Source organism: Pedobacter boryungensis (assembly GCF_013204825.1).
GTDB lineage: Bacteria > Bacteroidota > Bacteroidia > Sphingobacteriales > Sphingobacteriaceae > Pedobacter > Pedobacter boryungensis.
On record NZ_JABMKV010000001.1, the window covers coordinates 30744 to 53290 of the forward strand.

The window sequence follows — 22547 nt, forward strand, 5'->3', positions numbered from 1 at the left end:
ATACTTGTTCAAGCGAAATAAATTGAGATGATTTAATCTTTAAACTATAACCATGCCATAACATGTAATTTTTAAACAAAATTGAGCTAAAAATGTTCTTTAGTATTTAAAGAAAAAATAGCTTAGGTTTATACCCCGCAAATTAGTTGTGGAACTAATTATTATGATTACACAAAATTTTACAATCAGCTACGAAACTTTTGATAATATAGAAGAACTTTCGGAAACAGACCAAATGCTATGCAACAAAGCAAAAGACGCCTTGACTTCTTCACACTCACCATATTCTAAGTTTAAAGTTGGTACAGCAGTTCTATTGACTAATGATCAAGTAGTTTTAGGTAGCAATCAAGAAAATGTAGCTTACCCATCTGGATTGTGTGCAGAACGGGTTGCGTTGTTTACCATCGGATCAAATTATCCGAATGCGGTTATAAAATCGATGGCAATTACAGCACAAACAGCAAATTTTAAAATAGAAAATCCTGTTACTTCTTGCGGAGCTTGTTTACAAGTAATGGCAGAATATGAACAAAGGCAAAAATTGCCTATTGATGTGTTGTTTTATTGCATTGATGGCAAAATAATTAAAGTAAAAGGAGTAAAGAGTTTATTACCTTTTGGTTTTGTAGAGGATAGATTAGGCGGGTAAAATCTAAGATAGTTGCACATTACTGTGTTAACTAAACCCGATGGTAGCGAACACGAAGTAAAGCGAACAGCGGGACTAACTTTAAAAAGAGTTACTGTTTTTTGCTTTTCAAATCTGACCTGAAATCTAAAACTCAATAGTGTAATTTTATTTCACACCCTGTTTAAAACTTCTCACTAAAATTCTATTAACAAGCGTTATATTTACGCATCCCAAATACTTTTATAGCGAATGAGTGAAGAATTAGAAAACAACTTAAACGAAGAAAATAAACATACAATTACCCCAATTAATGGGCTTTATGAAAATTGGTTTCTCGATTATGCTTCTTATGTAATTCTAGATAGGGCAGTTCCGCACATACACGATGGTTTAAAACCCGTGCAACGCCGTATTATGCACTCGCTTAAGGAAATGGACGACGGACGTTTTAACAAAGCGGCCAACGTTATTGGGAATACCATGAAATACCATCCACATGGTGATGCCTCAATTGGCGATGCCATGGTTCAAATTGGACAGAAAGATTTATTAATAGATTGCCAGGGGAACTGGGGAGATCCTATCACAGGAGATAGCGCTGCAGCACCTCGTTATATCGAAGCTCGTTTATCGAAATTTGCAAATGATGTAGTTTTTAATGCTGATACCACCATTTGGCAATTAAGTTACGATGGTAGAAACAGTGAGCCTGTAACCTTACCTGTTAAATTTCCCTTATTATTAGCACAAGGAGCAGAAGGTATTGCAGTAGGTTTAGCCACTAAAGTAATGCCGCACAATTTTGTTGAATTGTTAGATGCTTCGATAGAAATTTTAAAAGGAAACAGGAGTAATATTTTACCAGATTTCTTTACAGGAGGCATGGCCGATTTTTCTAACTACAACGAAGGAATGCGTGGTGGTAGAATTAGAGTTCGTGCAAAAATTACCGAGAAGGATAAAAAAACGTTGGTAATTACTGAAATTCCATACAGTACCACAACGGGATCTGTTATTGATAGTATTTTAGCAGCTAATGATAAAGGCAAAATCAAGATAAAAAAGATTGAAGATAATACCGCTGCAAATGTGGAAATTGTTATTCAATTAGCCCCTGGTATTTCACCAGATGTAACCATCGATGCCTTGTATGCTTTTACCGCTTGCGAAGTTTCTATTTCTCCAAATACCTGTATTATTAAGGATGATAAACCTCATTTCTTAACAGTAAATGATATATTAGAGCAAAACACTAAGCACACTAAATTCCTATTAAAACGTGAATTAGAAATACGTTTGTACGAATTGCAAGAGCGAATTTTCTTTAGTTCATTGTTAAAGATTTTCATTCAAGAAGGGATGTATAAAAATCCTGAATATGAAAATGCAAGTGATTTTGACGCTGTTGTGAATGTGTTAAACATTTTATTTGAACCTTTTAAAGCCTCACTCTATAGAGAAATTTTACCAGAAGATTTTAAAAAGCTAATCGATAAGCCAATGAGTAGCATCACACGTTTTGATGTGAAAAAGGCTGATGAGCAAATGAAAGCTTTAGAAGATGAAATTAAAGTTGTAAAAGGTCATTTACGCCATTTAACTGATTATGCGATCGCTTGGTTTCAGAAACTAAAAGATAAATACGGAAAAGGCAGGGAGCGTAAAACCGAAATTCGCTTATTTGATAGAGTTGAAGCGAGCAAAGTCGCGTTAGCAAACGTAAAGTTGTACGTGAATAAAGAAGACGGTTTTGTTGGTACAGGCTTAAAAAAGGACGAGTTCGTTGCAGATTGTTCTGATATTGATGAGATCATTGTTTTTCGTGAAGATGGAAAGTGTATTGTGACAAAGGTGGCCGATAAAACCTTTGTAGGTAAAGGAATTATTCATGCGCAAGTATTTAAAAAAGGGGATGATAGAACCGTGTATAATCTCATTTATAGAGATGGTGCAAACGGAACAAGTTACATTAAACGTTTCTCGGTTTTAGGTGTTACTCGCGATAAAGAATACGATTTAACCAAAGGAACAAAAGGATCTAAGATTTTATATTTTACAGCAAATCCTAATGGCGAAGCAGAAGTAATTACCGTACAGCTTAAGCCACATTCTAAACTTAAAAAGCTACAATTTGATATAGATTTTGCAGAAACTGCTATAAAAGGACGAGCGTCTCAAGGAAATATAGTTTCAAAATATCCTATTAAAAAAGTTTTATTTAAGAGTAAAGGGGTTTCTACCTTATCAGGATTAAAGATTTGGTATGATGAATTACTAAAACGCTTAAATGTAGATGGGAGAGGGAAATACCTTGGTGAATTTGATGGCGATGATAAAATTTTGCAAGTTAATGCTGCAGGTTGGTACGAACTAACATCATTCGATTTAAGTAATCACTTTGATCCAGGAATTGTATTAATGCAAAAATTTGATCCTGAAAAAATTTACGGATTAATACATTACGATGCCAAGGCGAAAAACTATTATGTAAAACGTTTTGTGTTCGAATTACAACCTGCTGGTAAAGAAGTAAGCATTATTAGCGAAGAACCAGGGTCTAAAATGATTTTTATCACAGGAAAGGCAGATGCACAAGTTCAGGTTGACGTAGAAAAAGGAAAATCTAAAACTCCAGAAACTTTAGTATTAGACTTAGCAGGATTAATTGATGTGAAGGGACTAAAAGCTAATGGCAATCGACTTTCGCAACATGATGTGAAAAAAGTGAACTTGGTAAATGCAGAATCAGAAATAGGAACAGTGCTGGTTGAAACTTCAAAAGTAAATGTTGATGAATCTAATTATGAAGAAGATTTAACTGAAAATACAACTGAAATAGGTGAAGAAATATCTCCGGATCAAATTAATTTAGCAACAGAACAAGAAAATCAACTGTCTGAAATAAAAGCAGAAAAGGAAAAACTTATTGAAGAACCGGAAAAGAAGAAGCTAGTTTTCGAATCTAAACCTGCTAAAATTGAGCAACAACCAGCGACAGGGGAGAAAGGTGAAGTTGAAGAGAAAAAGGAAATAGAAGATAAGGAAGCAAAACTTGAACCTAAAACTGATGAACCAAAACCTGCTAAAAAAGTAGATTTTGAAATTACCAATCCAGATGATATTAAGATTGATGATAAAGGACAATTAGGTTTTTTTTAAGGATACTAATATGAAGAAAATACTTATTATTGGATTGTTATCGTTTATTAGCTTAATCACATTTGCTCAAGATAAAAATGTTGAAGTAGCTATAAATAAATGGATAGATTGTTTTAATGAAAAGAATTATCGAGGTGCTTATGATCTATATGCATCTGTTTATAAACAAAAAGTGCCTTTAGAAACAGTAACTGCACAGATGAAGGAAGTTTTTGGAATGATGGGTAAATTGAAATCTATTAAATTTATTTCTTACAAAGACTATGTTTATAAATATATCTTTTATGCAAAAACAAATCTGATAGAAGCTGATGTAAGTATTGTAATAAATAAAGATTATCAATTTGGTTATCTAGGCTTTGAAAGTATCGGAGGAACAGGAGATCCACCTAAAGCCGGAAAAGGAGAATTTTAATAAAAAGGCTTCGAAATTTTCGAAGCCTTTTTATTAATCTAATTATTGATATTGAATATAACTAGGTAAGGGTTTTAATTTCATTAGCTCTTCTGGAGTCATCATGCGATTAGGAGCCTTTTTAATATCGTTTTTATAAAACAATTTAAACCCTGTAAACTGTACAGGTTCGCCATAAATAAAGTGACGATACGTTCCTAATTTTAAATCTGGTTCACCCCAACCATCCATGTGCATTACAATTTGTACTTCTGGTCTCAATTTAATGTTTTGACTATTTGTTACCATTTTTTTAGTGAAACGGTGTAATACAAAAACTTTCGGAGGAAGATTATACTTTTTAACGATATCTGCTAAATACCCAGTTACATAATTAACATCTGCCGCATCATAAGTACCGATTTTTTTGCCTGGCAATGAACCATCTTTCATAGAAAACTCTGGATCGATACCTAAATGTACATTAGGCATTTCTAAATACTTTTCTATGTGAGGTAATTCAGCTTTTATAGTACTTAAAGCAACTTGTAAATCTAAAAATACAATGGTGTTAGGGTGCATTTTAGCAATCTTTAAAACGGAATCAATTTGCTTATTTCCCATTCTATTAATGTATTTCCCATCTTTACCAGGAGTACCACTAGCTACTGCTGCAATGTAATGTAAGCCAACTTGTACAGGAGTAGATGGATCTACTTTTTGCCATTTTTTAACCTCAGCATTTAAGCGTTGCCACATCTCTTTTGGAGCATATTCTCCTAATGCGCCCATTTTTTTTGAGTGTAAATTTCCATAATAAACTACAATTCGTTTAAAAGGTAAAATTGCTCCATCAATTGGGTAAGGTTGATTTTTTACTGGCCATTTTCCAGTAGTATCGCCATTGGCCAATTTTTTTATTAAGGCATTGTATTTTGCCGTATCAACTGGTGTACGTTGATTTTCTTCTTCAACTTTGGTTGAGTCTGTACTTGCAGTTTTACCATTACTTTTTTTCGCATCAGAAGTGCAATAAGAAAATGTACTAATTGTAGCTATTCCGATTAAGAATATTCCCGCAATCTTGGTTAATTTCATAAGTAGTATTTAATTTTTAGTTTTTAGCGTTATCTTTTATCAAAAATACACCAATTCGGTTTGGACGTATGTTATAATTATCAACAGATTAACATTCTGTCAAAAAAGCTGATTTTTATTGAGATTAGAAAGTTATTTTTTAAAAGTGTTGAACTTGCCAAAAACACCCAATGGTAGTTTAATACCAGATGTGGCTTGTAAATAAAGTTCCCCAGTTTCTAAATTTTTTACCTGTGGAAAAGAAGTTTTGATTAAATTTTCTACAATTACCGATGAAAAGCCTAATGAATACGTATTTAAGATGAGGAAATGTTCTTCTTCATCCAATAATTGAACAACATCTTGCATCATCTCTTGAATATGATCTTCCAATTTCCATTTTTCACCATTTGGGCCATGGCCAAAAGCAGGTGGATCTAAAATAATTCCGTTGTACTTTTTACCGCGTTTTAATTCCCTTTTCACAAATTTCAATGCATCCTCAACAACCCAGCGTACATCTTTTAAATTCGATAATTCCTGATTTTCATTTGCCCAGTTCACCACTTGCTTAATGGAATCAACATGAGTGGTATCTGCACCTGCGGCTTTAGCCACTAAAGATGCTGCACCTGTGTAAGCAAATAAATTGAGTACTTTTGGTATGGGAGTTTTAAACTTTTTGATTGATGATGAAATGTAATCCCAATTAACAGCTTGCTCTGGAAAAACGCCCACATGCTTAAAGGAAGTAAGGCCTAATCGTAGATTGATACTGATATCATCATTTTTATAATTTACATTCCAGCGGTCTGGAACATTTTTATCAATTTTAATCCATTCTCCAGTGGTTGCGGAACGGCCTTTAAAATTAATATGAGTTTTTTTCTTCCACTCTTGTGGAGATAATACTTTTTTCCAAACTGCCTGCGGTTCTGGACGAGAAAGTACAAGATTGCCAAAGCGTTCTAATTTTTCAAAATCTCCGCAATCTATTAACTCGTAATCTTTCCAGTGTGTTGGGGTTAAAAGGCTAATCATAAATGGTTTGTAAATTAAAATTTGCCTTTCGCGGCCTTCATAAATCGGCTTGCAAATACAAAATCATTAAGTTCTTCAATATCTGTTTTAGCTATTTCTTTGTTAGAACCTTCCCAGAATTTTTTTCCTTCGTGTAAAAAGATAATATAATCACCAATGCCCATTACTGAGTTCATATCGTGCGTAACTACAATGGTTGTTGTTTTATATTCTTCTGTAATTTCCTTAATTAATTCGTCAATTACAATTGAAGTTTTTGGATCTAAACCGGAGTTTGGTTCATCGCAAAAAAGATATTTTGGGTTCATAGCAATAGCCCGAGCAATACCTACACGTTTTTTCATTCCGCCTGAAAGCTCTGCCGGAAATAATTTGTTTTTATCAGGAAGATTAACTCTTTCTAAACAAAAATTAACACGATCTAATTTTTCACTTCGTGCCTGGTCCGTAAACATATTTAAAGGAAACATAATGTTTTCCTCAACCGTCATCGAATCAAATAATGCAGAACCTTGAAATAACATACCAATCTCTTTTCTGATTTCTATTCGTTCCTCAAAATTAAGCTGAGTAAATTCTCGTCCATCGTATAGTACACTGCCTTTTTCAGGTTGGTGTAAGCCAATCATGCATTTTAATAAGGTAGTTTTTCCCGAGCCAGAACCACCAATAATTAAATTAGTAACACCCTCTTCAAATTTTCCAGAAATTCCTTTTAAAACTTCATTATCACCAAACGATTTGTGAATATCTTTAATCTCGATCATAATAATAATTGGGTTACAATATAATCACATGCTAAAATGCTAATACAACTTACTACAACTGCTCTTGTACTTGCTTGTGCAACTTCTAAGGCACCACCTTTCACATAAAAACCTTCATAAGCTGGTACAGATGTAATAATAAATCCAAAAACAAAGGCTTTTACCAAAGCAACTGTAATGGTATATGGATTAAAATCTGTAGTAATACCTTGTACATATTCTGCTGCAGAAACTGCTCCAGAAAGTGTTCCTCCCAAATAACCACCAGTAATACTTAATACCATTGAAATAACTACTAAAACAGGAACCATAGTGATACCTGCGATAATTTTTGGTAGAATTAAGTAACCAGGTGCATTGATCCCCATAATTTCTAGAGCATCAATTTGTTCGGTAACTCTCATAGTACCTATTTCTGATGAGATAGCAGAGCCGATTTTACCCGCTAATACAATAGCACTAATGGTAGGGCTTAACTCTAATATACTTGAATCGCGATTAACAGAACCGATAATTGTTTTTGGAATAAAATCACTTACCAACTGGAAAGCAATCTGTAAGGTCATTACGGCACCAATAAAAGTAGAAATAATACTAATTAAGCCTAATGAGCCAACGCCAATAAATTCCATTTGTTGAAAAATGGATTTTAAATATATTTTAGTTTTTTCGGGTCTTCTGAACGCTGCTTTTAATAGCAGGATATACTTGCCAAAATTGGTAAAGTTCATTTAATAAAGATTAGTTGTAGTGTAATACAATATAATACAAAGAAACAATAAAAAATGTTCAGCCTTTGTGTATTTGTTAAAAAATATTATTGTTTCCCAATATTAATACCCTTTTTTGCAATAAACAAATATCTTATTAGTTATGAATGCCATAATAACTGGGGCAACAAAAGGAATTGGAAAAGCAATTGCGTTAAAATTAGCACAACAAGGATTTAACCTTGCAATTTGTGCTAGAACTGAAAGTGATTTGCAAACATTCAAAAGTGAATTAGCCCACTTAAAGGTTAAAATTATTGCTATAAAGGCGGATATGGGCAATAAGGAAGAAGTTTATAGTTTTTGCAACCAAGTAAAAAGTTCTTTTGATAAAATTGATGTTTTAGTGAATAATGCAGGAGTCTTTATACCAGGAAATATGTTGGATGAAGAAGATAAAAATTTCGAATACCAAAATGCGGTAAATGTAAATGCTCCTTATTATCTATCTAAATATTTTGGAAAAATAATGAAAGACCAGCAATTTGGTCATATTTTTAATATTTGTTCCATAGCGAGTACAGAGATAATTGATAATGCAGGTAGTTATAGTGTAACAAAAGCCGCGATACTAAGTCTTAATAATGTATTGCGGAAAGAGTTATCAGCATACAACGTTAAAGTAACAGCAATTTTGCCAGGTTCTACATTAACTGCTTCATGGGAAGGCACTAACATAAGCCCAGAAAAATTTGTACAACCAGAAGATATTGCTAATTCTTTATACTCCATTTTAAATTTAAGTAGTGGAGTAAACGTTGAAGAGATAGTCTTGAAGCCTTTAAATTTTAACACATAAATAGAAGGAGAAAGCGTTATGGAAAAGAGATTGTTTAGAAACGAACACAATAAAACCGTTGCAGGTGTTGCATCTGGTTTGGCAGATTATATGCAAGTAGATATCACAATTATAAGAGTGTTATTTGTTTTGGCAACCATATTTTTAGCAGGTACAGGTTTGTTAGTTTACATAGTAATGTGGATTGTTGTGCCGGTAAATAATGATCCTGCTGCTCGTTATGCAAAGTTTAACGAGTATTTTAATAAAAACAAGCAAGATTCTTCTATGTTTAATTCGCCAAATGCGTTTAATAACCCATCAAACTTTGGCGACCAAACTAAATGGAATACACCAAATGCAGGCCCAGATTTTAAAGACCCTAATGCGATCAATCAATTTCCAAAAGGGAATGATACAGGCCGTACAATTGGAGGTTTAATCTTATTAATTTTAGGTTTTTATTTCTTACTTAGACAGTTTGATGTAATCCCTCATTGGTTTAACATTTTTAAAATCTACAAATTATGGCCTTTAGCAATTGTAGCATTAGGAATAAGTTTAATCTTTAGAAATCAAAGAAAAACCGAGTGGGATAATTTTAAAAAAACCACTGAAGAAGCTCAAAATACAGCTACAGAAAAGCCAGTTGAAGATGTCACAATAATTGAAGAAAATAAAGATTCGGCAACACCAAATCCTTAATAGAAAAACCAAACAAGCATGATAAATAATTAATTGGGGTTGGATAGTTTTCATGCGAACTACACACCAAGTACAAATAATTTAAAAAAGATGAAATTAGATAAAGTAATATGGGGTGTGCTACTTTTATTTATAGGTGGTGTACTATTGTTAGATAATTTTAACGTTATAAATTTCTATTGGCGTAACGTATGGGATTTTTGGCCAGTATTTTTAATCATATTGGGTGTAAATATTCTTTTTAACAGAAACAATTCTCAAACAGGGAATATCATTTCCTTAAGTATTTTGATAATTACACTATCTGTTTTATTCGTAAAAGGACAGCAAAGACCAGAACGCGGTTTTTGGTGGAATGATGATAATCATGTAAATATAGATATGGATGATGATAACGACGATAATTCTGATTATACAAAATTGAATTTTTCTGAACCATTTACTGCAGAGGATACAGTTAAAAAAACGATCTTAAATATTTCTGGCGGAGGTACTTCGTTCAATCTAAAAGGAGAAACAGATAGCTTATTCTCCGCAGATGTTAAAAAAAGAAATGGAAATTTTGCATTAGATAAAACCACATCTGATAGCGTAAATACATTAACTTTTAAAATGCAGGATAAACGTAATCGCAGAGGATGGTCGATTGGAAATGGTGGTAATAATGTAGATGTTCGTTTAAATACAAAACCAATTTGGGAAATGCATTTTGGAATGGGAGCGGGTCAAATAGATTTCGATTTATCCAACTATAAGGTAAGAAAATTCAATTTTGATGGAGGCGCAGCAGAACTTGATGTTAAATTAGGAGATTTATTGCCAATTACAGATGTGAACGTTAAAACTGGGGTAGCTGATGTAAAAATTAAAATTCCGACAGGTTCTGGATGTCGTATTAAAACTAAAACAGGTTTGTCATCAAAAGATTTTACCGGTTTTACAAAAGTTAGCGACGGCATTTATGAAACACCTAACTATCAATCTTCAACTAAAAAAATATTTATAAATTTTGATGGTGGTTTAAGTAGCTTTGAGGTAGATAGATACTAATTATAAGTTTTTTTAAATGGGTAAAAGATGAAAATCAAATCATTTTTTACCCATTTTTTGTAAGGTAGCAGATAAACTTATACCTTAACACCAGTAACTTTACCTAAATGGAATATACAGTTATTATAAATGGGAAACCAGAAGGTCCATATAGTTTAGCAGAATTAAAAGATCTAAATATAAAACCCGGCACTTTTATTAGAACGCCGGGTATGGATGATTATAAAGAAGCGCATGAATTACCTGAGTTACGCGAATGGTTAGGTTTTCGTTATCAACAAACAGCACCACAATATTTTGCATCTTTTGATCAAAGACTACTCGCATCAGCAATTGATTATTTCTTTTTAATGATTGCGTATGTGGTAGTTGTATTGGTTTTATTCATTTTTATTGATCAAAAGGCAATGCGCATTACAACTGCTTTGATGTTTTTAGCACTTATTCCAGTAGCTAAATTGGTGTATAGCAGTTTTGCAGAAGCTTCAGTCAAACAAGCCACGATTGGCAAACGCTTATTAGATATTAAAGTCACTGATATGTTAGGTAATCCCATTCCTTTGGGAGTTTCTTTTGGTAGAAATTTAGCAAAAACTATTTCAGTTTTACCATTGTTTTTGGGTTATTTTTATAGTTTTCTTAATAAAAAGCAGCAATGCTTTCATGATTTAATTGCAAATACACTCGTAATTAAACAACGATTAATTTAACAATCCATCAATATAACAATTCAACATTTACATTATCTTTGCAATGCATGCAAAAAGAAGTTAAACCATACCAGTTAGATGGCGTTTATTGTAACAGTTTAACCAATTATTCTCGATTTTTAACTCGAGAAGTTCAGATAGGTAATATTCCAATGGGAGGTTTAAATCCTATTCGAATTCAGTCCATGACTACAACTGATACTATGGACACAATTGCGACTGTAGAGCAAACCATCCGCATGGTAGAATCTGGATGTGAATATGTACGTATCACTGCGCCAAGCATTAAAGAAGCCGAAAATCTTGCTAATATTAAAAAGGAGTTACGCTTTCGTGGATACGATGTTCCTTTAATTGCTGATATTCATTTTACTCCCAATGCTGCTGAATCTGCTGCTCGGATTGTAGAAAAAGTTCGTGTAAATCCAGGCAATTATGCCGATAAAAAGAAATTCGAAAACTTAGAATATACTACTGACGCCTATCAGGCAGAGCTTGAGCGTATTTATAAAAAATTTACGCCTTTAGTTAAAATCTGTAAAGAATATGGTACCGCTATGCGTATTGGTACTAATCATGGTTCATTATCAGATCGAATTATGAGCCATTATGGAGATACACCAAGAGGTATGGTAGAATCCGCGATGGAGTTTATCCGCATGTGCGAAGACCAAAACTTTTATAATTTGTGTATTTCTATGAAAGCTAGCAATACTCAGGTAATGGTGCAGGCATATCGCTTATTGGTCGAAACAATGGTGAAAGAAGGTATGAATTATCCATTGCACTTAGGTGTTACTGAAGCTGGTGATGGAGAGGATGGGCGCATTAAATCTGCTGTAGGTATAGGAACATTATTAGCTGATGGATTAGGAGATACAATTAGGGTTTCTTTAACGGAAGATCCAGAATTTGAAGCGCCAGTTGCAAGAGCTTTGGCAGATAGATACGAGAGAAAGTCTGAAGTTTTGAGTCCTAAGTCGGAAGTTCAAACTCATTACAAAGCTTCTCATTCTGAGCCTAGCGAAGGACAAATCGCAACTTATAGCCCTTACCAATATACTCGTCGCATTACAACACCAGTTCAGCAAATTGGAGGACATTTTCATCCAGTTGTTGTAATCGATGTTACTGGTCAAAACTTAAAGGATCCTTATTTTTTAAGTGCTATTGGTTATAATTATAGTGCAGGTTTGGATAAATACAATCTTACAGACCAAGCTTGCGATTTAGTTTATTTAGGCGACTCTTTGCCTTCATTCTCTTTGCCAGGAAATTTAAAACAAGTTTATAATTATCAGACTTGGCTAATGTTAAAGGATAAATACAATTGTTATCCACTATTTAGCGAAGCAGAATTTAACGAAGTTAAAATTAAAGATGAGGTTTTAAATTTTGTAAGTGTAAATGCTGAACAATTTAATAATTCAACAATTCAACAATTTGATAATACTACTATTGTTATTCTAGAAACTTCTCAATACGTAGGTATACAGCAACAAAGAGGGTTTTTTGTCGCTCTGCAACAACAGAATATTCAAGTTCCAGTAATCATTAAACGAAAATATATTAATATAGATTCAGATCAATTGATGCTATATGCGGCCAGCGATATGGGTGCCTTACTAACAGATGGTTTTGGTGATGGAGTGTGGATTGATGCTCCTCAAAACATTAGTTTGTCATTAGTAAACTCTACTAGTTTCGGAATTTTACAAGCTACAAGAACTCGTATCTCAAAAACGGAATATATTTCTTGTCCAAGCTGCGGGCGTACATTATTCGATTTACAAGAAACTACACAATACATTCGTTCAAAAACAGATCATTTGAAAGGGATTAAGATTGCTATTATGGGTTGCATTGTGAACGGACCAGGAGAAATGGCCGATGCAGATTATGGGTATGTAGGGACTGGCCCTGGAAAAATTACTTTATACCGTGGTAAAGAAGTAGTTAAGAAAAATGTGAATACACCATCTGCTTTAGATGAACTCATCGAAATTATTAGAGAAGATGGGAATTGGGTGGAGACAATTAACTAACATTTGTCATTCCTACTTTGGGGGAATCTCAAAATGATAACTAATTGAATGAGATTCTTCGCTTTGCTCCGAGTGACAAAATTATTCACCCCAAGCTGTTATTACTACATTTCTATTCCCACCATAATTACGGTGTTCACATAAATAAATGCCTTGCCAAGTTCCAAGTGCTAATCTTCCATCTCTTATTGGAACTAAAACAGAAGTATCTAGCAGAGCTGATTTTAAATGAGCCGGCATGTCATCTGAGCCTTCGTAATCATGTTTGTAATCTGGATCATTTTCTGGAACAGCTTTATCAAACCACATTTCAAAATCCATTCGTACAGTTGGATCAGCATTTTCGTTAATTGTTAAAGAGGCTGAAGTATGCTGAATAAAAACTTGAAGCATTCCAGTTTTCAAATCATCAATTTCTGGAAAAGCTTTTAAGATTTCATCGGTAATTAAATGAAAACCTCTATTTCTTATCTTTAAGCTAATCGTTTTTTGAAGCATTTTCATAAATCATCCTTCAATTAATATTTAAAATCTTCCCTCCCTGGACTAAAAATATCCAATAAAGTACAATCAGTTATTGCTTTTCCACCATGTAATACACCGCCTGGAATAACAACAAATTTTCCTGTATCTAAAATTTGGGTCTCTCCGCCAACTGTCATTTCAAACTGACCTTTTAAAACAAATGCACATTGGTGATGCGGATGGCTGTGAATAGGAGAGTCACTACCTGCTTTAATGTCAATAAAATTGATAGTATTATTGGCTGTGTGAATTAGTTTGGAAAAGAAACCAGGGCTCATTTCTTTCACTTCAATATCGGCAAATTGACGGAAAATTTCTTCTTTCATGATGTTTCAATAGGCTATAAAGATACAGTTTTGAAAGATTTAGATTTTATGTAGTATCCTTTTTATTATTTTTTGCTATAAGATTTATCTCAAATCCCATTTAAAAACAATAAACTCTTTTCGCAAACTTGCAATAACTCTGCAGGTAAAGTTTCCTTATCATAAGGATGAGATGCCCCATATACATGATTTGCGCCTTCGATTTTTACTAACTTACTACTTGGATTAGCGTCGGCTAGTTTTTGCGCCGCTTCAAATGGAACATTTACATCATCATCACCCTGCACAATTAACCAAGGAATATTTATCTGTTTTGCGGCATTAATAATGTGTAACTGCTCTTTATTGGCTTCAAAATCTTCTAACAAAGTCACATTTAAAGGCATTTTCTCTTTTGTACGAGCATTTATTACAAAAATTTTGCCTTCTTCTTTCCACTCTTTTTCACGTTCTTTTCCCCAAAGGCTACTAAAATCTGCAATAGAACTCCAAGTAATTAAACCTTTAATATGTGGATTGTTTGCGGCCTCTATAATACTTAATCCACCTCCTCGACTATGTCCAATCAAAAATACCTCATTTACATCTAAATTTTTTAAAGCATAATGGATTACTAAATCAACATCTAACATTTCTTTAGAAACAGTATTGGCAGCAAAAGCATCCATATCACTAACGTCGTTTGGTTTTTGTTGTGTAACTCCACTATGTGATAAATTAAACTTCAAATAACGATATCCATTTTGAGCAAAGTAACGAGCTACCAAATTATGAGCACCCCAATCTTTAAAACCTTTAAATCCGTGAACAAAAATTACTAATGGTGCCTTTGTATTCTTATCGTCATAAGTTATATCGCCAATGATGATTTTTTGCTCTGCCCCAATTAACGAAAAATTTTCTTTACGTATCATAATCTATCTTAAACTTAGTATTTTAAACTTTAATAACAATTTTAAAAAGATTGGGTTTGTTAATTCTAAGTTAATTTAAAACCTTTCTAAATTAGCCTAAATTACAGCATAATGACAGTTTTGCAGGTTTGGGTTTAGTACTTTTGTTCGCACTAAATTAATAGGCTGTACCATTTTGGAATATTTAAAGATTATTGCATTTACACATAAACAGATTGACCTAAAAGCTTTAGGGAAATTAGTTATATGTGAGCATACTTTGGACGATAGGTTGAGAAATATCCAATCAGGATTAAACATAAAAGAAATATTTTATGTTGGTACATGCAACCGTGTCGAGTTTGTATTTACCTCATCAGAAGAAATAGATAAAGCATTTATCAATCGGTTTTTATATGTATTGGATATGGGTTTGCCCGAAGAATACATGGAGCAATTTATTTCAAATGTTTCGGTATACGAAAAAGTAGATGCATTTAATCACTTGTTACGTACTTCTTGCTCGTTAGAAAGTTTAGTGGTTGGCGAGAAAGAAATTCTTGCTCAAATTCGTAAAGCATACGAAGCTTGTAGAGTTGCTGGATTTACAGGCGATTATATGCGAATGGTTATGAATCGTGTTGTTAAAACAGCCAAAGAAGTTTATACCCACACTAATATTTCAAAAAATCCAGTTTCTATCGTTTCTTTAGCGTATCGCAAATTACGAGAACTGACCATGTGTGCAAACCCACGTTTATTAATTATAGGTGCTGGCGAAACCAATAAAAATATTGCGCAATATCTAAAAAAACATAAATATTCAAATTTTTCTATATTTAATAGAACAATAGAAAAAGCCGAAGCTTTAGCTAAAGAGTTAAACGGAATAGCTCATCCGCTTTCGGCATTGGCCGATTATGAAAAAGGCTTTGATGTGATTATTACCTGTACTGGTGCAACTGAACCAATTATCACCAAAGAAATTTATACTAAATTATTGAACGGAGATACTGGTAAAAAGATAGTTGTAGATTTAGCAGTTCCTAATGATATAGCACCAGAAGTGGTTAAAAACTTTCCATTACATTATATCGAAGTAGAATCATTAAAAGAAACTGCCCGCAAAAATATTCAAGAACGTTACGATGAATTAGTTAATGCAGAACATATCATCGACGAAAATATTAAAGAATTTGAATCCGTTTTACGCCAACGCAAAATAGAAATTGCGATGAGTGATGTGCCTAAAAAAATCAAAGAGATAAAACATACGGCTATCAATGGTGTTTTTGCTGATGAAATAAATACTTTAGATGATAATTCGAGAGCAGTTTTGGAACGAGTAATGGATTACATGGAGAAAAAATGCATTACTATACCAATGGTGATGGCAAAAGAAATCCTAGTAAAAAATAGTTAGGTTATCAGTTTTACGTAGTTAGTTTAAGTATCGGGCAACTGAACATTACAACCTTTCAACGTTCTAACTTTTCAACTCATTCAATCATTGAAATTTCTTAATTTAGCGCAAAAACTAACATAAGGTGAAGAAAATAATTATTGGTACACGCGGAAGCGATTTAGCATTATGGCAAGCTAACAACACAAAAGATAGGTTAGCAAGTATTGGAATAGATGCAGAATTGAAAATTATTAAAACGCAGGGCGATAAAATATTAAATCTTAGACTTGATAAATTAGAAGGGAAAGGGTTTTTTACCAAAGAGTTAGAAGAAGAATTGTTAAGCGGGACTATTGATATTGCCGTTCACTCTCACAAAGATTTGCCAACTACCAATCCTGGAGGATTAATTATTGCGGCAGTTACAGAACGTGAAGATCCATCAGAATTATTATTAATTTTAAAAGACTGTGTAGATGTAAGTCAAAAATTATCCTTAAAAAAAGGAGCAATGGTTGGTACATCTTCTAATAGACGTAAAGCACAATTATTAGCCTTACGCTCAGATTTAAACATTGAAGATTTACGTGGAAATGTGCCTACGCGTATCCAAAAACTACGTGATGAAGATTACGATGCTATTTTACTCGCAAAAGCTGGTGTAAATAGATTAAATATAGATTTAAGCGAATTTCATGTGGAAGTCGTAGACACTACAGAGTTAGTTCCGGCACCTGCACAAGGAGCTTTAGCTATTCAAATTCGCGAAAACGATTCAGAACTTTTTACTGCTTTACAGAAAATACACGATACCGCAACTGCAGAAGAAATTGCTGTTGAACGTAAAGTGTTAAATCTTTTTGAAGGGGGTTGCCACATGCCTTTGGGCTGTTATTGCAAAAAAGAAGATGGGGAATTCGAAGTTTGGACATCTAAAGCAGAAACGGATGAAAATTTTCCAGATCGATTGTTTTTAAGAACTGCAACTACTGAAGGTTTAGCAGAGAAAATTGTTGCTAAATTTGATAAAGCAAGAAAACTTCCTGCTAAGGTTTTTATTTCGAGAGAAATTGGCGAACATAGTTATTTTAGAAAAGCGCTAGAAAAACACAATATAGAAATAGATGGACGTTCGTTAATTCGTACTTTTCCTATTGTGAATATTCTAGATCCATTTTATTTAAAGAATATCGATTGGATATTTTTCAGTAGTAGAAATGGTGTAGAGTATTTCTTTAAGTTAAATCCTTCGTTAAGTAAAAAAGTGAAGTTTGGTGTGGTTGGTCGTGGTAGTGAAGATACATTGAGAAAGTTTGGGCATTTAGCTGATTTTGTTGGCGAGAGTGGAGATATTAAAGAAGTTGCAGATGAGTTCGCAAGATTAGTTGATCGTCAGACTGTACTATTTCCGAGAGCACAAGATTCATTATTAAGCATTCAAAAATCTTTAGGTGAAACAACTAAAATTGTCGATTTACCAATTTACGAAACTGTAGTAAGTGATGATATTGATGGAACAACTGCAGAAGTATTGATTTTCACAAGTCCGAGTAATGTTGATGCATATTTTACAGATAATTTATTAGACCCAGAACAGAAAGTGATTGCTATTGGCAATTCTACAGGTAAGAAATTTGATGAAATGGGGGTAAAATGCATATTGCCTTATTCACCAGATGAAATTGGTTTAGCAGAAGCTGTTTTTGGAATTGATGTATAAACCTCAGTGAATCAAGTCTAAACTTGATTCAATATACTTGATATTATGATGCACAGACCCCGTAGGTTAAGAAAAAATCCAGTTGTAAGAGAGTTAATTGCCGAAACGCGATTATCAAAGGACATGTTTATTTATCCTTATTTTGTGGTTCCTGGAAATGGAGTAACCAAAGCAATTGATGCTATGCCAGGTGTAAACCATTTTTCTACTGATACTTTATTGAAAGATGTAGAAAAAGGATTAAAGTTTGGTGTAAATAAAATTATGCTTTTTGGTGTTGGAGATGAAAAAAGTGAAGACGCTAAATCTGCCTACGATCCACATTCATTAGTTCCAGTTGCTGTTAAAGAGTTGAAGAGAAACTTTGGTGATGATTTATATATCGTAACCGATGTTTGCGTATGTTCTTACACCACACATGGTCACTGTGGGATCATGAAAGATGATTATATCCAAAATGATTTGTCGGTAGAATTAATTGCAAAAATGGCTTTGAATCACGCAGAAGCTGGTGCAGATATGTTAGCGCCTTCCGATATGATGGATGGTCGTGTAGCTGCAATAAGAAATAAATTGGATGGAAGTGGATTTGTAAACACGGCAATTATGAGTCATGCTACCAAATTTGCATCTGCATATTATGGTCCGTTTAGAGAGGCTGCCGATTGTGCACCAAATAAAGGCGATAGAAAGGCATATCAAATGGACTTCAGAAATGGAAACGAAGCAGTTAGAGAAGCATTATTAGATGAAAGTGAAGGTGCAGATGTATTGATGGTTAAACCTGCTCTGGCTTATTTAGATGTGATTAGCAAATTAAAACAGAACTCTGATTTACCAATTGCCTGTTACAATGTTTCTGGAGAATACTCAATGATCAAAGCAGCTGCGCAAAGAGGATGGATAGATGAACAAAAAGTAGTAATGGAAACGATGCATGCCTTTGCAAGAGCTGGGGCAAGTATCATTACCACTTACCACATTAGAGATATAGTAGAACAAGGTTGGATGTAGAATAGTTGTAAGTTAAAGTTTCTGATGGAAGGACTTTAAACTTTAAACTTTATAGCTTAATGAAATGTTAGAATCGTTAAAGAAAATATTTTCGGGAACCGAAGAAGAAATGCCGATAAATACAGGAAGTAAACCTGATATTAGTCGTGAGAAATCTGCAGAGTTGTATGCGAAATCGAAAACTTATTTTCCAGGCGGAGTAAATTCTCCAGTTAGAGCATTTAAATCAGTTTATGGAACGCCATTATTTATTCAAAAAGGTGATGGCTGTTACGTTTGGGATGCAGATGGAAACCAATTTATTGATTTTTGTGCAAGTTGGGGACCTTTAATTTTAGGACACAATAATGCTAAAATTAGAGAAAAGGTAATTGACGTTATGCAGAATGGAATGAGCTTCGGCGCACCAACTGCATTAGAAAATGAATTAGCAGAACTGATTATTAAAAATAACAGTTATGTGGAGAAAATACGTTTCACAAGTTCTGGAACTGAAGCGGTAATGTCGGCAATTCGTTTGGCACGTGGCTATACCGGAAAAGATAAAATCATCAAATTTGAAGGTTGTTATCATGGTCATAGCGATTCATTATTGGTAAAAGCGGGTTCTGGGTTAGTTACTTTTGGCGAAACTTCTTCTGCTGGTGTGCCTAAATCTTTTGCGGCTGAAACCATTGTCATTCCCTTAAATGATAAACAAGCAATCTTTGAAGCATTTGAGCAATTTAAAGATCAAGTTGCAGCGGTTATTATAGAAGGTATTCCTGCAAATAATGGCTTATTAATGCAAGATCAAGAATATATTGAGTTTTTGAGACAAGCTTGCACAGAAAATAAAGCCTTGTTAATTTTTGATGAAGTAATTACCGGTTTTAGAGTTGGTTTTGAAGGTGCAGCAGCACATTATGGGATAAAACCTGATATCGTAACTTACGGAAAAATTATTGGTGGTGGTTTACCTGTCGGAATGTATGGCGCTTCTGCAGAAATAATGGGACACATTTCGCCTGATGGTGGAGTTTATCAAGCTGGAACATTATCTGGTAATCCGGTAGCAATGGCTGCGGGTATTGCCACTTTAACAGAGTTACTACGCTCAGGCTTTTACAAAGATATAAATCAAAAGACAAAAGAGTTTGTAGATAGCATTCAGCGTTTTGCAACTGCAAGAAACTATAAATTTAAAGTGTTTACTATAGGTTCTATTTTCTGGTTTGCCTTTACAGATAAAGACATTAAGACGGCAGAAGACATTGATCCGGCTAGTATGGAGAAATTTAAAATCATGCATCGCGAACTATTAAATAGAGGAATTTATTTAGGTCCATCTGGTTACGAAGTTGGTTTTGTATCTGCAGCGCATACAAAGATTGAATTAGAAAAAGCAAAAAGAGCAATTTTTGATGCATTAGATTTAGTTTTTAGAAAAGCGTAATGAAGAAATCAATTCTCATATTTTATTTTTTGCTCCTCTACGCATTGTTAGAAATGTTTTGGTGGGGTTCTGTTGTAATCGATTTACAACCTCAAAAAATGGGAATGATAATGGGAGAGGGCTCGATTTTTATCTTTTTACTTTGCGTGGGTGCTTATTTTATCCATGCTTCTATTAAAAAGGAAGATAGATTAAAAGAGCAACAACAGAATTTTTTAATGTCGGTTACTCATGAATTAAAATCGCCTTTGGCAGCAATAAAACTAAGTTTGCAAACTATCGTAAAACGAGATTTGGAGAAGACAATGCAAACCTCATTACTAAATAATTCACTAAAGGATATTGAGCGGTTGGATGATTTGGTAGAGAATATGTTGTTGGCCACTAAGATTGAAAGCCGTACTTATTCTTTCCCTAAAGAAGAGTTTGATTTCTCTGAAATGGTAACTAAAATAACAGATCGATTGCAAGTTCATTCGTGTGGAAACCAACAATTAATCAATACTAAAATTAAAAAAGGCATTAAATTACTGGGAGATAAATTTGCTTTATCATCGGTAGTAACGAACTTGGTAGAAAATGCAGTTAAATATTCTGGTCCTTGTGCCGAAATTGCAGTAGAGTTATGTCAAAATGACGGTAAGCCCTTTTTAACAGTTTCTGATAAAGGTCCGGGCATTCCAGATGGTGAAAAAATGCTTATTTTTGATAAATTTTACCGCGTTGGCGATGAAAATGTACGCAAATCTAAGGGTACTGGACTTGGCTTGTTTATTGTTAAAGAGGTATTACAAAACCACGACGCTGATATTAGCGTTAAAGATAACGTACCGCAAGGTGCAATTTTTGAAGTAACATTTAATTGATATGCAACAAAAATTAAGAATACTGTTGGTAGAAGACGAAGATCATTTGTTAGATGCCATTAAATTAAATCTCGAACTAGAGGGTTATAAAGTTCATGCTGTTAAAGATGGTAAAACTGCGCTAAAAATTTTCAAAGAAGAACGTTTCAACTTAATTATTTTAGACGTAATGTTGCCAGAAATGGATGGTTTCCAAGTTTGTGAAACTATACGTTTAGAAAATACTGAAGTTCCTATTTTGTTTTTAACTGCAAAAAATACGAGTGAAGACCGTGTAATGGGCCTTAAAAAAGGAGCTGATGATTATTTAGTAAAACCTTTCAACTTAGAAGAATTAATTTTACGTGTTGGAATTTTAGTAAAACGCAGCTTAAAATCAGATGATTTAAAGGAATTAAATTCTTATAAAATCGGCGATAAAACTATTTATTTTAACTCTTTTGAACTAAAACAAGACGATGGTGTTGTTGTGCCTTTAACTAAAAAGGAAACAATGTTGTTGAAATTATTGATTGAACGTAAAAACGAAGCTGTTTCGCGTGAGCAAATCTTAGAAACAGTTTGGAATTACGATGTATATCCTTCTACAAGAACGATTGATAACTTTATTTTAACATTCCGTAAGTATTTCGAACCTGATCAGAAAAATCCAGTGTATTTTCACTCGATTAGAGGTGTAGGTTATAAGTTTACAGATAGCACACATTAATGTATAACACTTGGAGCAGATATGCATTAATGGCAACTTTCGCCCTTTCTGCATTAGTAAGTTTATATTTCAGTCAATACCAGCTAGCTGCAATAGCTGGCTTTTTGTTTGCATTTATTCTGTGGAGTCACTTTAAAAATAGCTCGGTTTTATTAGCATCTAAACATTTTAAAAATGCCGATTACGATAGAACTGAAAAAGTCTTAGCAGAAGTTAAGAATCCAGATCGGTTAGCAAAAAATCGCCGTGGCTATTATGAGTTCATGAAAGCAAACATCGCCCTGCAAAGAGAAGATTTTGAAACTGCTGAATTTCATTTTCAAATTGCTAGTCGTTTCCCATTGGGAGGTAAAAACGATAAGGCTTTTGTGATGATCCACTTAGCTAATCTCGCTTTGCGGAAAAAAGATGGCGAGAGGGCAAAAGTATATATAGAGAAAGCAAAAGAGTTGGCGACAACATCTAGAGCTAAAGAAATTATAAAAATTATAGAGAAAGAAGCAAATAGCTTGGGATAATACACG

The 22547-nt window shown here is 33.6% G+C and carries 22 protein-coding genes; 15 read left to right on the forward strand and 7 right to left on the reverse strand.

Annotated features, from left to right (window positions below; translation table 11 throughout):
- Positions 1-130: 130 nt before the first annotated feature.
- From HQN85_RS00100 to HQN85_RS00110, 3 genes are all read left to right on the forward strand, one after another.
- On the forward strand, positions 131-652 hold the full coding sequence (locus tag HQN85_RS00100; RefSeq protein WP_317170024.1) for a cytidine deaminase: 522 nt from the start codon (positions 131-133) through the stop codon (positions 650-652).
- Positions 653-883: 231 nt separating this feature from the next.
- Complete coding sequence (locus HQN85_RS00105; protein WP_173268312.1) at positions 884-3793, forward strand: DNA gyrase/topoisomerase IV subunit A; 2910 nt, start codon at positions 884-886, stop codon at positions 3791-3793.
- Positions 3794-3803: 10 nt separating this feature from the next.
- Positions 3804-4208: a hypothetical protein gene (locus tag HQN85_RS00110; RefSeq protein ID WP_173268313.1), complete on the forward strand. Its 405-nt coding sequence runs from the start codon at positions 3804-3806 to the stop codon at positions 4206-4208.
- 42 nt (positions 4209-4250) lie between these two features.
- Here the strand turns inward: HQN85_RS00110 and HQN85_RS00115 are convergent, their stop codons facing one another.
- From HQN85_RS00115 to HQN85_RS00130, 4 genes are all read right to left on the reverse strand, one after another.
- The gene (locus HQN85_RS00115) at positions 4251-5285 is read right to left on the reverse strand and encodes a hypothetical protein (RefSeq protein ID WP_173268314.1); all 1035 of its coding nucleotides are present in this window, start codon (positions 5283-5285) and stop codon (positions 4251-4253) included.
- A 132-nt stretch (positions 5286-5417) separates the two neighbouring features.
- A complete protein-coding gene (locus tag HQN85_RS00120) occupies positions 5418-6305 on the reverse strand; it encodes a class I SAM-dependent methyltransferase (protein ID WP_173268315.1) in 888 nt (295 codons plus the stop codon).
- A gap of 14 nt (positions 6306-6319) precedes the next feature.
- Entirely contained in the window at positions 6320-7072 is a 753-nt protein-coding gene (locus tag HQN85_RS00125) for an ABC transporter ATP-binding protein (protein WP_173268316.1), read from the reverse strand.
- A complete protein-coding gene (locus tag HQN85_RS00130) occupies positions 7069-7803 on the reverse strand; it encodes an MlaE family ABC transporter permease (RefSeq protein ID WP_173268317.1) in 735 nt (244 codons plus the stop codon). Before HQN85_RS00130 ends, HQN85_RS00125 begins: the two co-directional genes overlap by 4 nt.
- A gap of 142 nt (positions 7804-7945) precedes the next feature.
- On the opposite strand from HQN85_RS00130, the gene HQN85_RS00135 reads away from it, so the two are divergent.
- From HQN85_RS00135 to ispG, 5 genes are all read left to right on the forward strand, one after another.
- On the forward strand, positions 7946-8641 hold the full coding sequence (locus HQN85_RS00135) for an SDR family oxidoreductase (RefSeq protein ID WP_173268318.1): 696 nt from the start codon (positions 7946-7948) through the stop codon (positions 8639-8641).
- A gap of 18 nt (positions 8642-8659) precedes the next feature.
- Positions 8660-9325, forward strand: a complete 666-nt coding sequence (locus HQN85_RS00140; protein WP_173268319.1) for a PspC domain-containing protein — start codon at positions 8660-8662, stop codon at positions 9323-9325.
- 90 nt (positions 9326-9415) lie between these two features.
- Positions 9416-10375 carry a LiaF transmembrane domain-containing protein gene (locus HQN85_RS00145; RefSeq protein ID WP_173268320.1) on the forward strand — a complete coding sequence of 320 codons (960 nt, stop codon included), beginning with the start codon at positions 9416-9418 and terminating at the stop codon, positions 10373-10375.
- Between the two features lie 107 nt (positions 10376-10482).
- The gene (locus HQN85_RS00150) at positions 10483-11085 is read left to right on the forward strand and encodes an RDD family protein (RefSeq protein WP_173268321.1); all 603 of its coding nucleotides are present in this window, start codon (positions 10483-10485) and stop codon (positions 11083-11085) included.
- Positions 11086-11132: 47 nt separating this feature from the next.
- On the forward strand, positions 11133-13130 hold the full coding sequence (ispG, locus tag HQN85_RS00155; protein WP_173268322.1) for a (E)-4-hydroxy-3-methylbut-2-enyl-diphosphate synthase: 1998 nt from the start codon (positions 11133-11135) through the stop codon (positions 13128-13130).
- A gap of 81 nt (positions 13131-13211) precedes the next feature.
- On the opposite strand, the gene HQN85_RS00160 is transcribed toward ispG, so the two are convergent.
- The 3 genes from HQN85_RS00160 to HQN85_RS00170 all read right to left on the reverse strand — a co-directional run bounded on the left by HQN85_RS00160 (position 13212) and on the right by HQN85_RS00170 (position 14895).
- Entirely contained in the window at positions 13212-13634 is a 423-nt protein-coding gene (locus tag HQN85_RS00160) for a secondary thiamine-phosphate synthase enzyme YjbQ (protein ID WP_173268323.1), read from the reverse strand.
- A 14-nt stretch (positions 13635-13648) separates the two neighbouring features.
- A complete protein-coding gene (locus HQN85_RS00165; RefSeq protein ID WP_173268324.1) occupies positions 13649-13981 on the reverse strand; it encodes a cupin domain-containing protein in 333 nt (110 codons plus the stop codon).
- 89 nt (positions 13982-14070) lie between these two features.
- Complete coding sequence (locus HQN85_RS00170) at positions 14071-14895, reverse strand: alpha/beta hydrolase family protein (RefSeq protein ID WP_173268325.1); 825 nt, start codon at positions 14893-14895, stop codon at positions 14071-14073.
- A 175-nt stretch (positions 14896-15070) separates the two neighbouring features.
- Here HQN85_RS00170 and hemA point away from each other — a divergent pair, with 175 nt between their 5' ends.
- The 7 genes from hemA (at position 15071) to HQN85_RS00205 (ending at position 22541) form a co-directional block, all read left to right on the forward strand.
- Entirely contained in the window at positions 15071-16297 is a 1227-nt protein-coding gene (gene hemA, locus HQN85_RS00175; RefSeq protein ID WP_173268326.1) for a glutamyl-tRNA reductase, read from the forward strand.
- 124 nt (positions 16298-16421) lie between these two features.
- Positions 16422-17999, forward strand: a complete 1578-nt coding sequence (hemC, locus tag HQN85_RS00180) for a hydroxymethylbilane synthase (protein WP_173268327.1) — start codon at positions 16422-16424, stop codon at positions 17997-17999.
- Between the two features lie 45 nt (positions 18000-18044).
- Positions 18045-19013, forward strand: coding sequence for a porphobilinogen synthase (gene hemB / locus HQN85_RS00185; RefSeq protein WP_173268328.1), 969 nt, complete (start codon positions 18045-18047; stop codon positions 19011-19013).
- Positions 19014-19077: 64 nt separating this feature from the next.
- Complete coding sequence (gene hemL / locus HQN85_RS00190; RefSeq protein ID WP_173268329.1) at positions 19078-20448, forward strand: glutamate-1-semialdehyde 2,1-aminomutase; 1371 nt, start codon at positions 19078-19080, stop codon at positions 20446-20448.
- Positions 20448-21314 (forward strand): sensor histidine kinase, encoded by an 867-nt coding sequence (locus HQN85_RS00195; RefSeq protein WP_173268330.1) that lies wholly within the window; start codon positions 20448-20450, stop codon positions 21312-21314. Before hemL ends, HQN85_RS00195 begins: the two co-directional genes overlap by 1 nt.
- Position 21315: 1 nt before the next feature.
- On the forward strand, positions 21316-22023 hold the full coding sequence (locus HQN85_RS00200; RefSeq protein WP_173268331.1) for a response regulator transcription factor: 708 nt from the start codon (positions 21316-21318) through the stop codon (positions 22021-22023).
- Positions 22023-22541, forward strand: coding sequence for a hypothetical protein (locus HQN85_RS00205; protein WP_173268332.1), 519 nt, complete (start codon positions 22023-22025; stop codon positions 22539-22541). The genes HQN85_RS00200 and HQN85_RS00205 overlap by 1 nt, the downstream gene beginning before the upstream one ends.
- Positions 22542-22547: the final 6 nt, after the last annotated feature.

Bases quoted from the DNA above. Each gene is read 5' to 3' on its own strand.
- HQN85_RS00105 (WP_173268312.1), top strand. From the start codon at position 884: ATGAGTGAAGAATTAGAAAACAACTTAAACGAAGAAAATAAACATACA.
- HQN85_RS00110 (WP_173268313.1), top strand. From the start codon at position 3,804: ATGAAGAAAATACTTATTATTGGATTGTTATCGTTTATTAGCTTAATC.
- HQN85_RS00115 (WP_173268314.1), bottom strand. From the start codon at position 5,285: ATGAAATTAACCAAGATTGCGGGAATATTCTTAATCGGAATAGCTACA.
- HQN85_RS00120 (WP_173268315.1), bottom strand. From the start codon at position 6,305: ATGATTAGCCTTTTAACCCCAACACACTGGAAAGATTACGAGTTAATA.
- HQN85_RS00125 (WP_173268316.1), bottom strand. From the start codon at position 7,072: ATGATCGAGATTAAAGATATTCACAAATCGTTTGGTGATAATGAAGTT.
- HQN85_RS00130 (WP_173268317.1), bottom strand. From the start codon at position 7,803: ATGAACTTTACCAATTTTGGCAAGTATATCCTGCTATTAAAAGCAGCG.
- HQN85_RS00135 (WP_173268318.1), top strand. From the start codon at position 7,946: ATGAATGCCATAATAACTGGGGCAACAAAAGGAATTGGAAAAGCAATT.
- HQN85_RS00140 (WP_173268319.1), top strand. From the start codon at position 8,660: ATGGAAAAGAGATTGTTTAGAAACGAACACAATAAAACCGTTGCAGGT.
- HQN85_RS00145 (WP_173268320.1), top strand. From the start codon at position 9,416: ATGAAATTAGATAAAGTAATATGGGGTGTGCTACTTTTATTTATAGGT.
- HQN85_RS00150 (WP_173268321.1), top strand. From the start codon at position 10,483: ATGGAATATACAGTTATTATAAATGGGAAACCAGAAGGTCCATATAGT.
- ispG (WP_173268322.1), top strand. From the start codon at position 11,133: ATGCAAAAAGAAGTTAAACCATACCAGTTAGATGGCGTTTATTGTAAC.
- HQN85_RS00160 (WP_173268323.1), bottom strand. From the start codon at position 13,634: ATGAAAATGCTTCAAAAAACGATTAGCTTAAAGATAAGAAATAGAGGT.
- HQN85_RS00165 (WP_173268324.1), bottom strand. From the start codon at position 13,981: ATGAAAGAAGAAATTTTCCGTCAATTTGCCGATATTGAAGTGAAAGAA.
- HQN85_RS00170 (WP_173268325.1), bottom strand. From the start codon at position 14,895: ATGATACGTAAAGAAAATTTTTCGTTAATTGGGGCAGAGCAAAAAATC.
- hemB (WP_173268328.1), top strand. From the start codon at position 18,045: ATGATGCACAGACCCCGTAGGTTAAGAAAAAATCCAGTTGTAAGAGAG.
- hemL (WP_173268329.1), top strand. From the start codon at position 19,078: ATGTTAGAATCGTTAAAGAAAATATTTTCGGGAACCGAAGAAGAAATG.
- HQN85_RS00195 (WP_173268330.1), top strand. From the start codon at position 20,448: ATGAAGAAATCAATTCTCATATTTTATTTTTTGCTCCTCTACGCATTG.
- HQN85_RS00200 (WP_173268331.1), top strand. From the start codon at position 21,316: ATGCAACAAAAATTAAGAATACTGTTGGTAGAAGACGAAGATCATTTG.
- HQN85_RS00205 (WP_173268332.1), top strand. From the start codon at position 22,023: ATGTATAACACTTGGAGCAGATATGCATTAATGGCAACTTTCGCCCTT.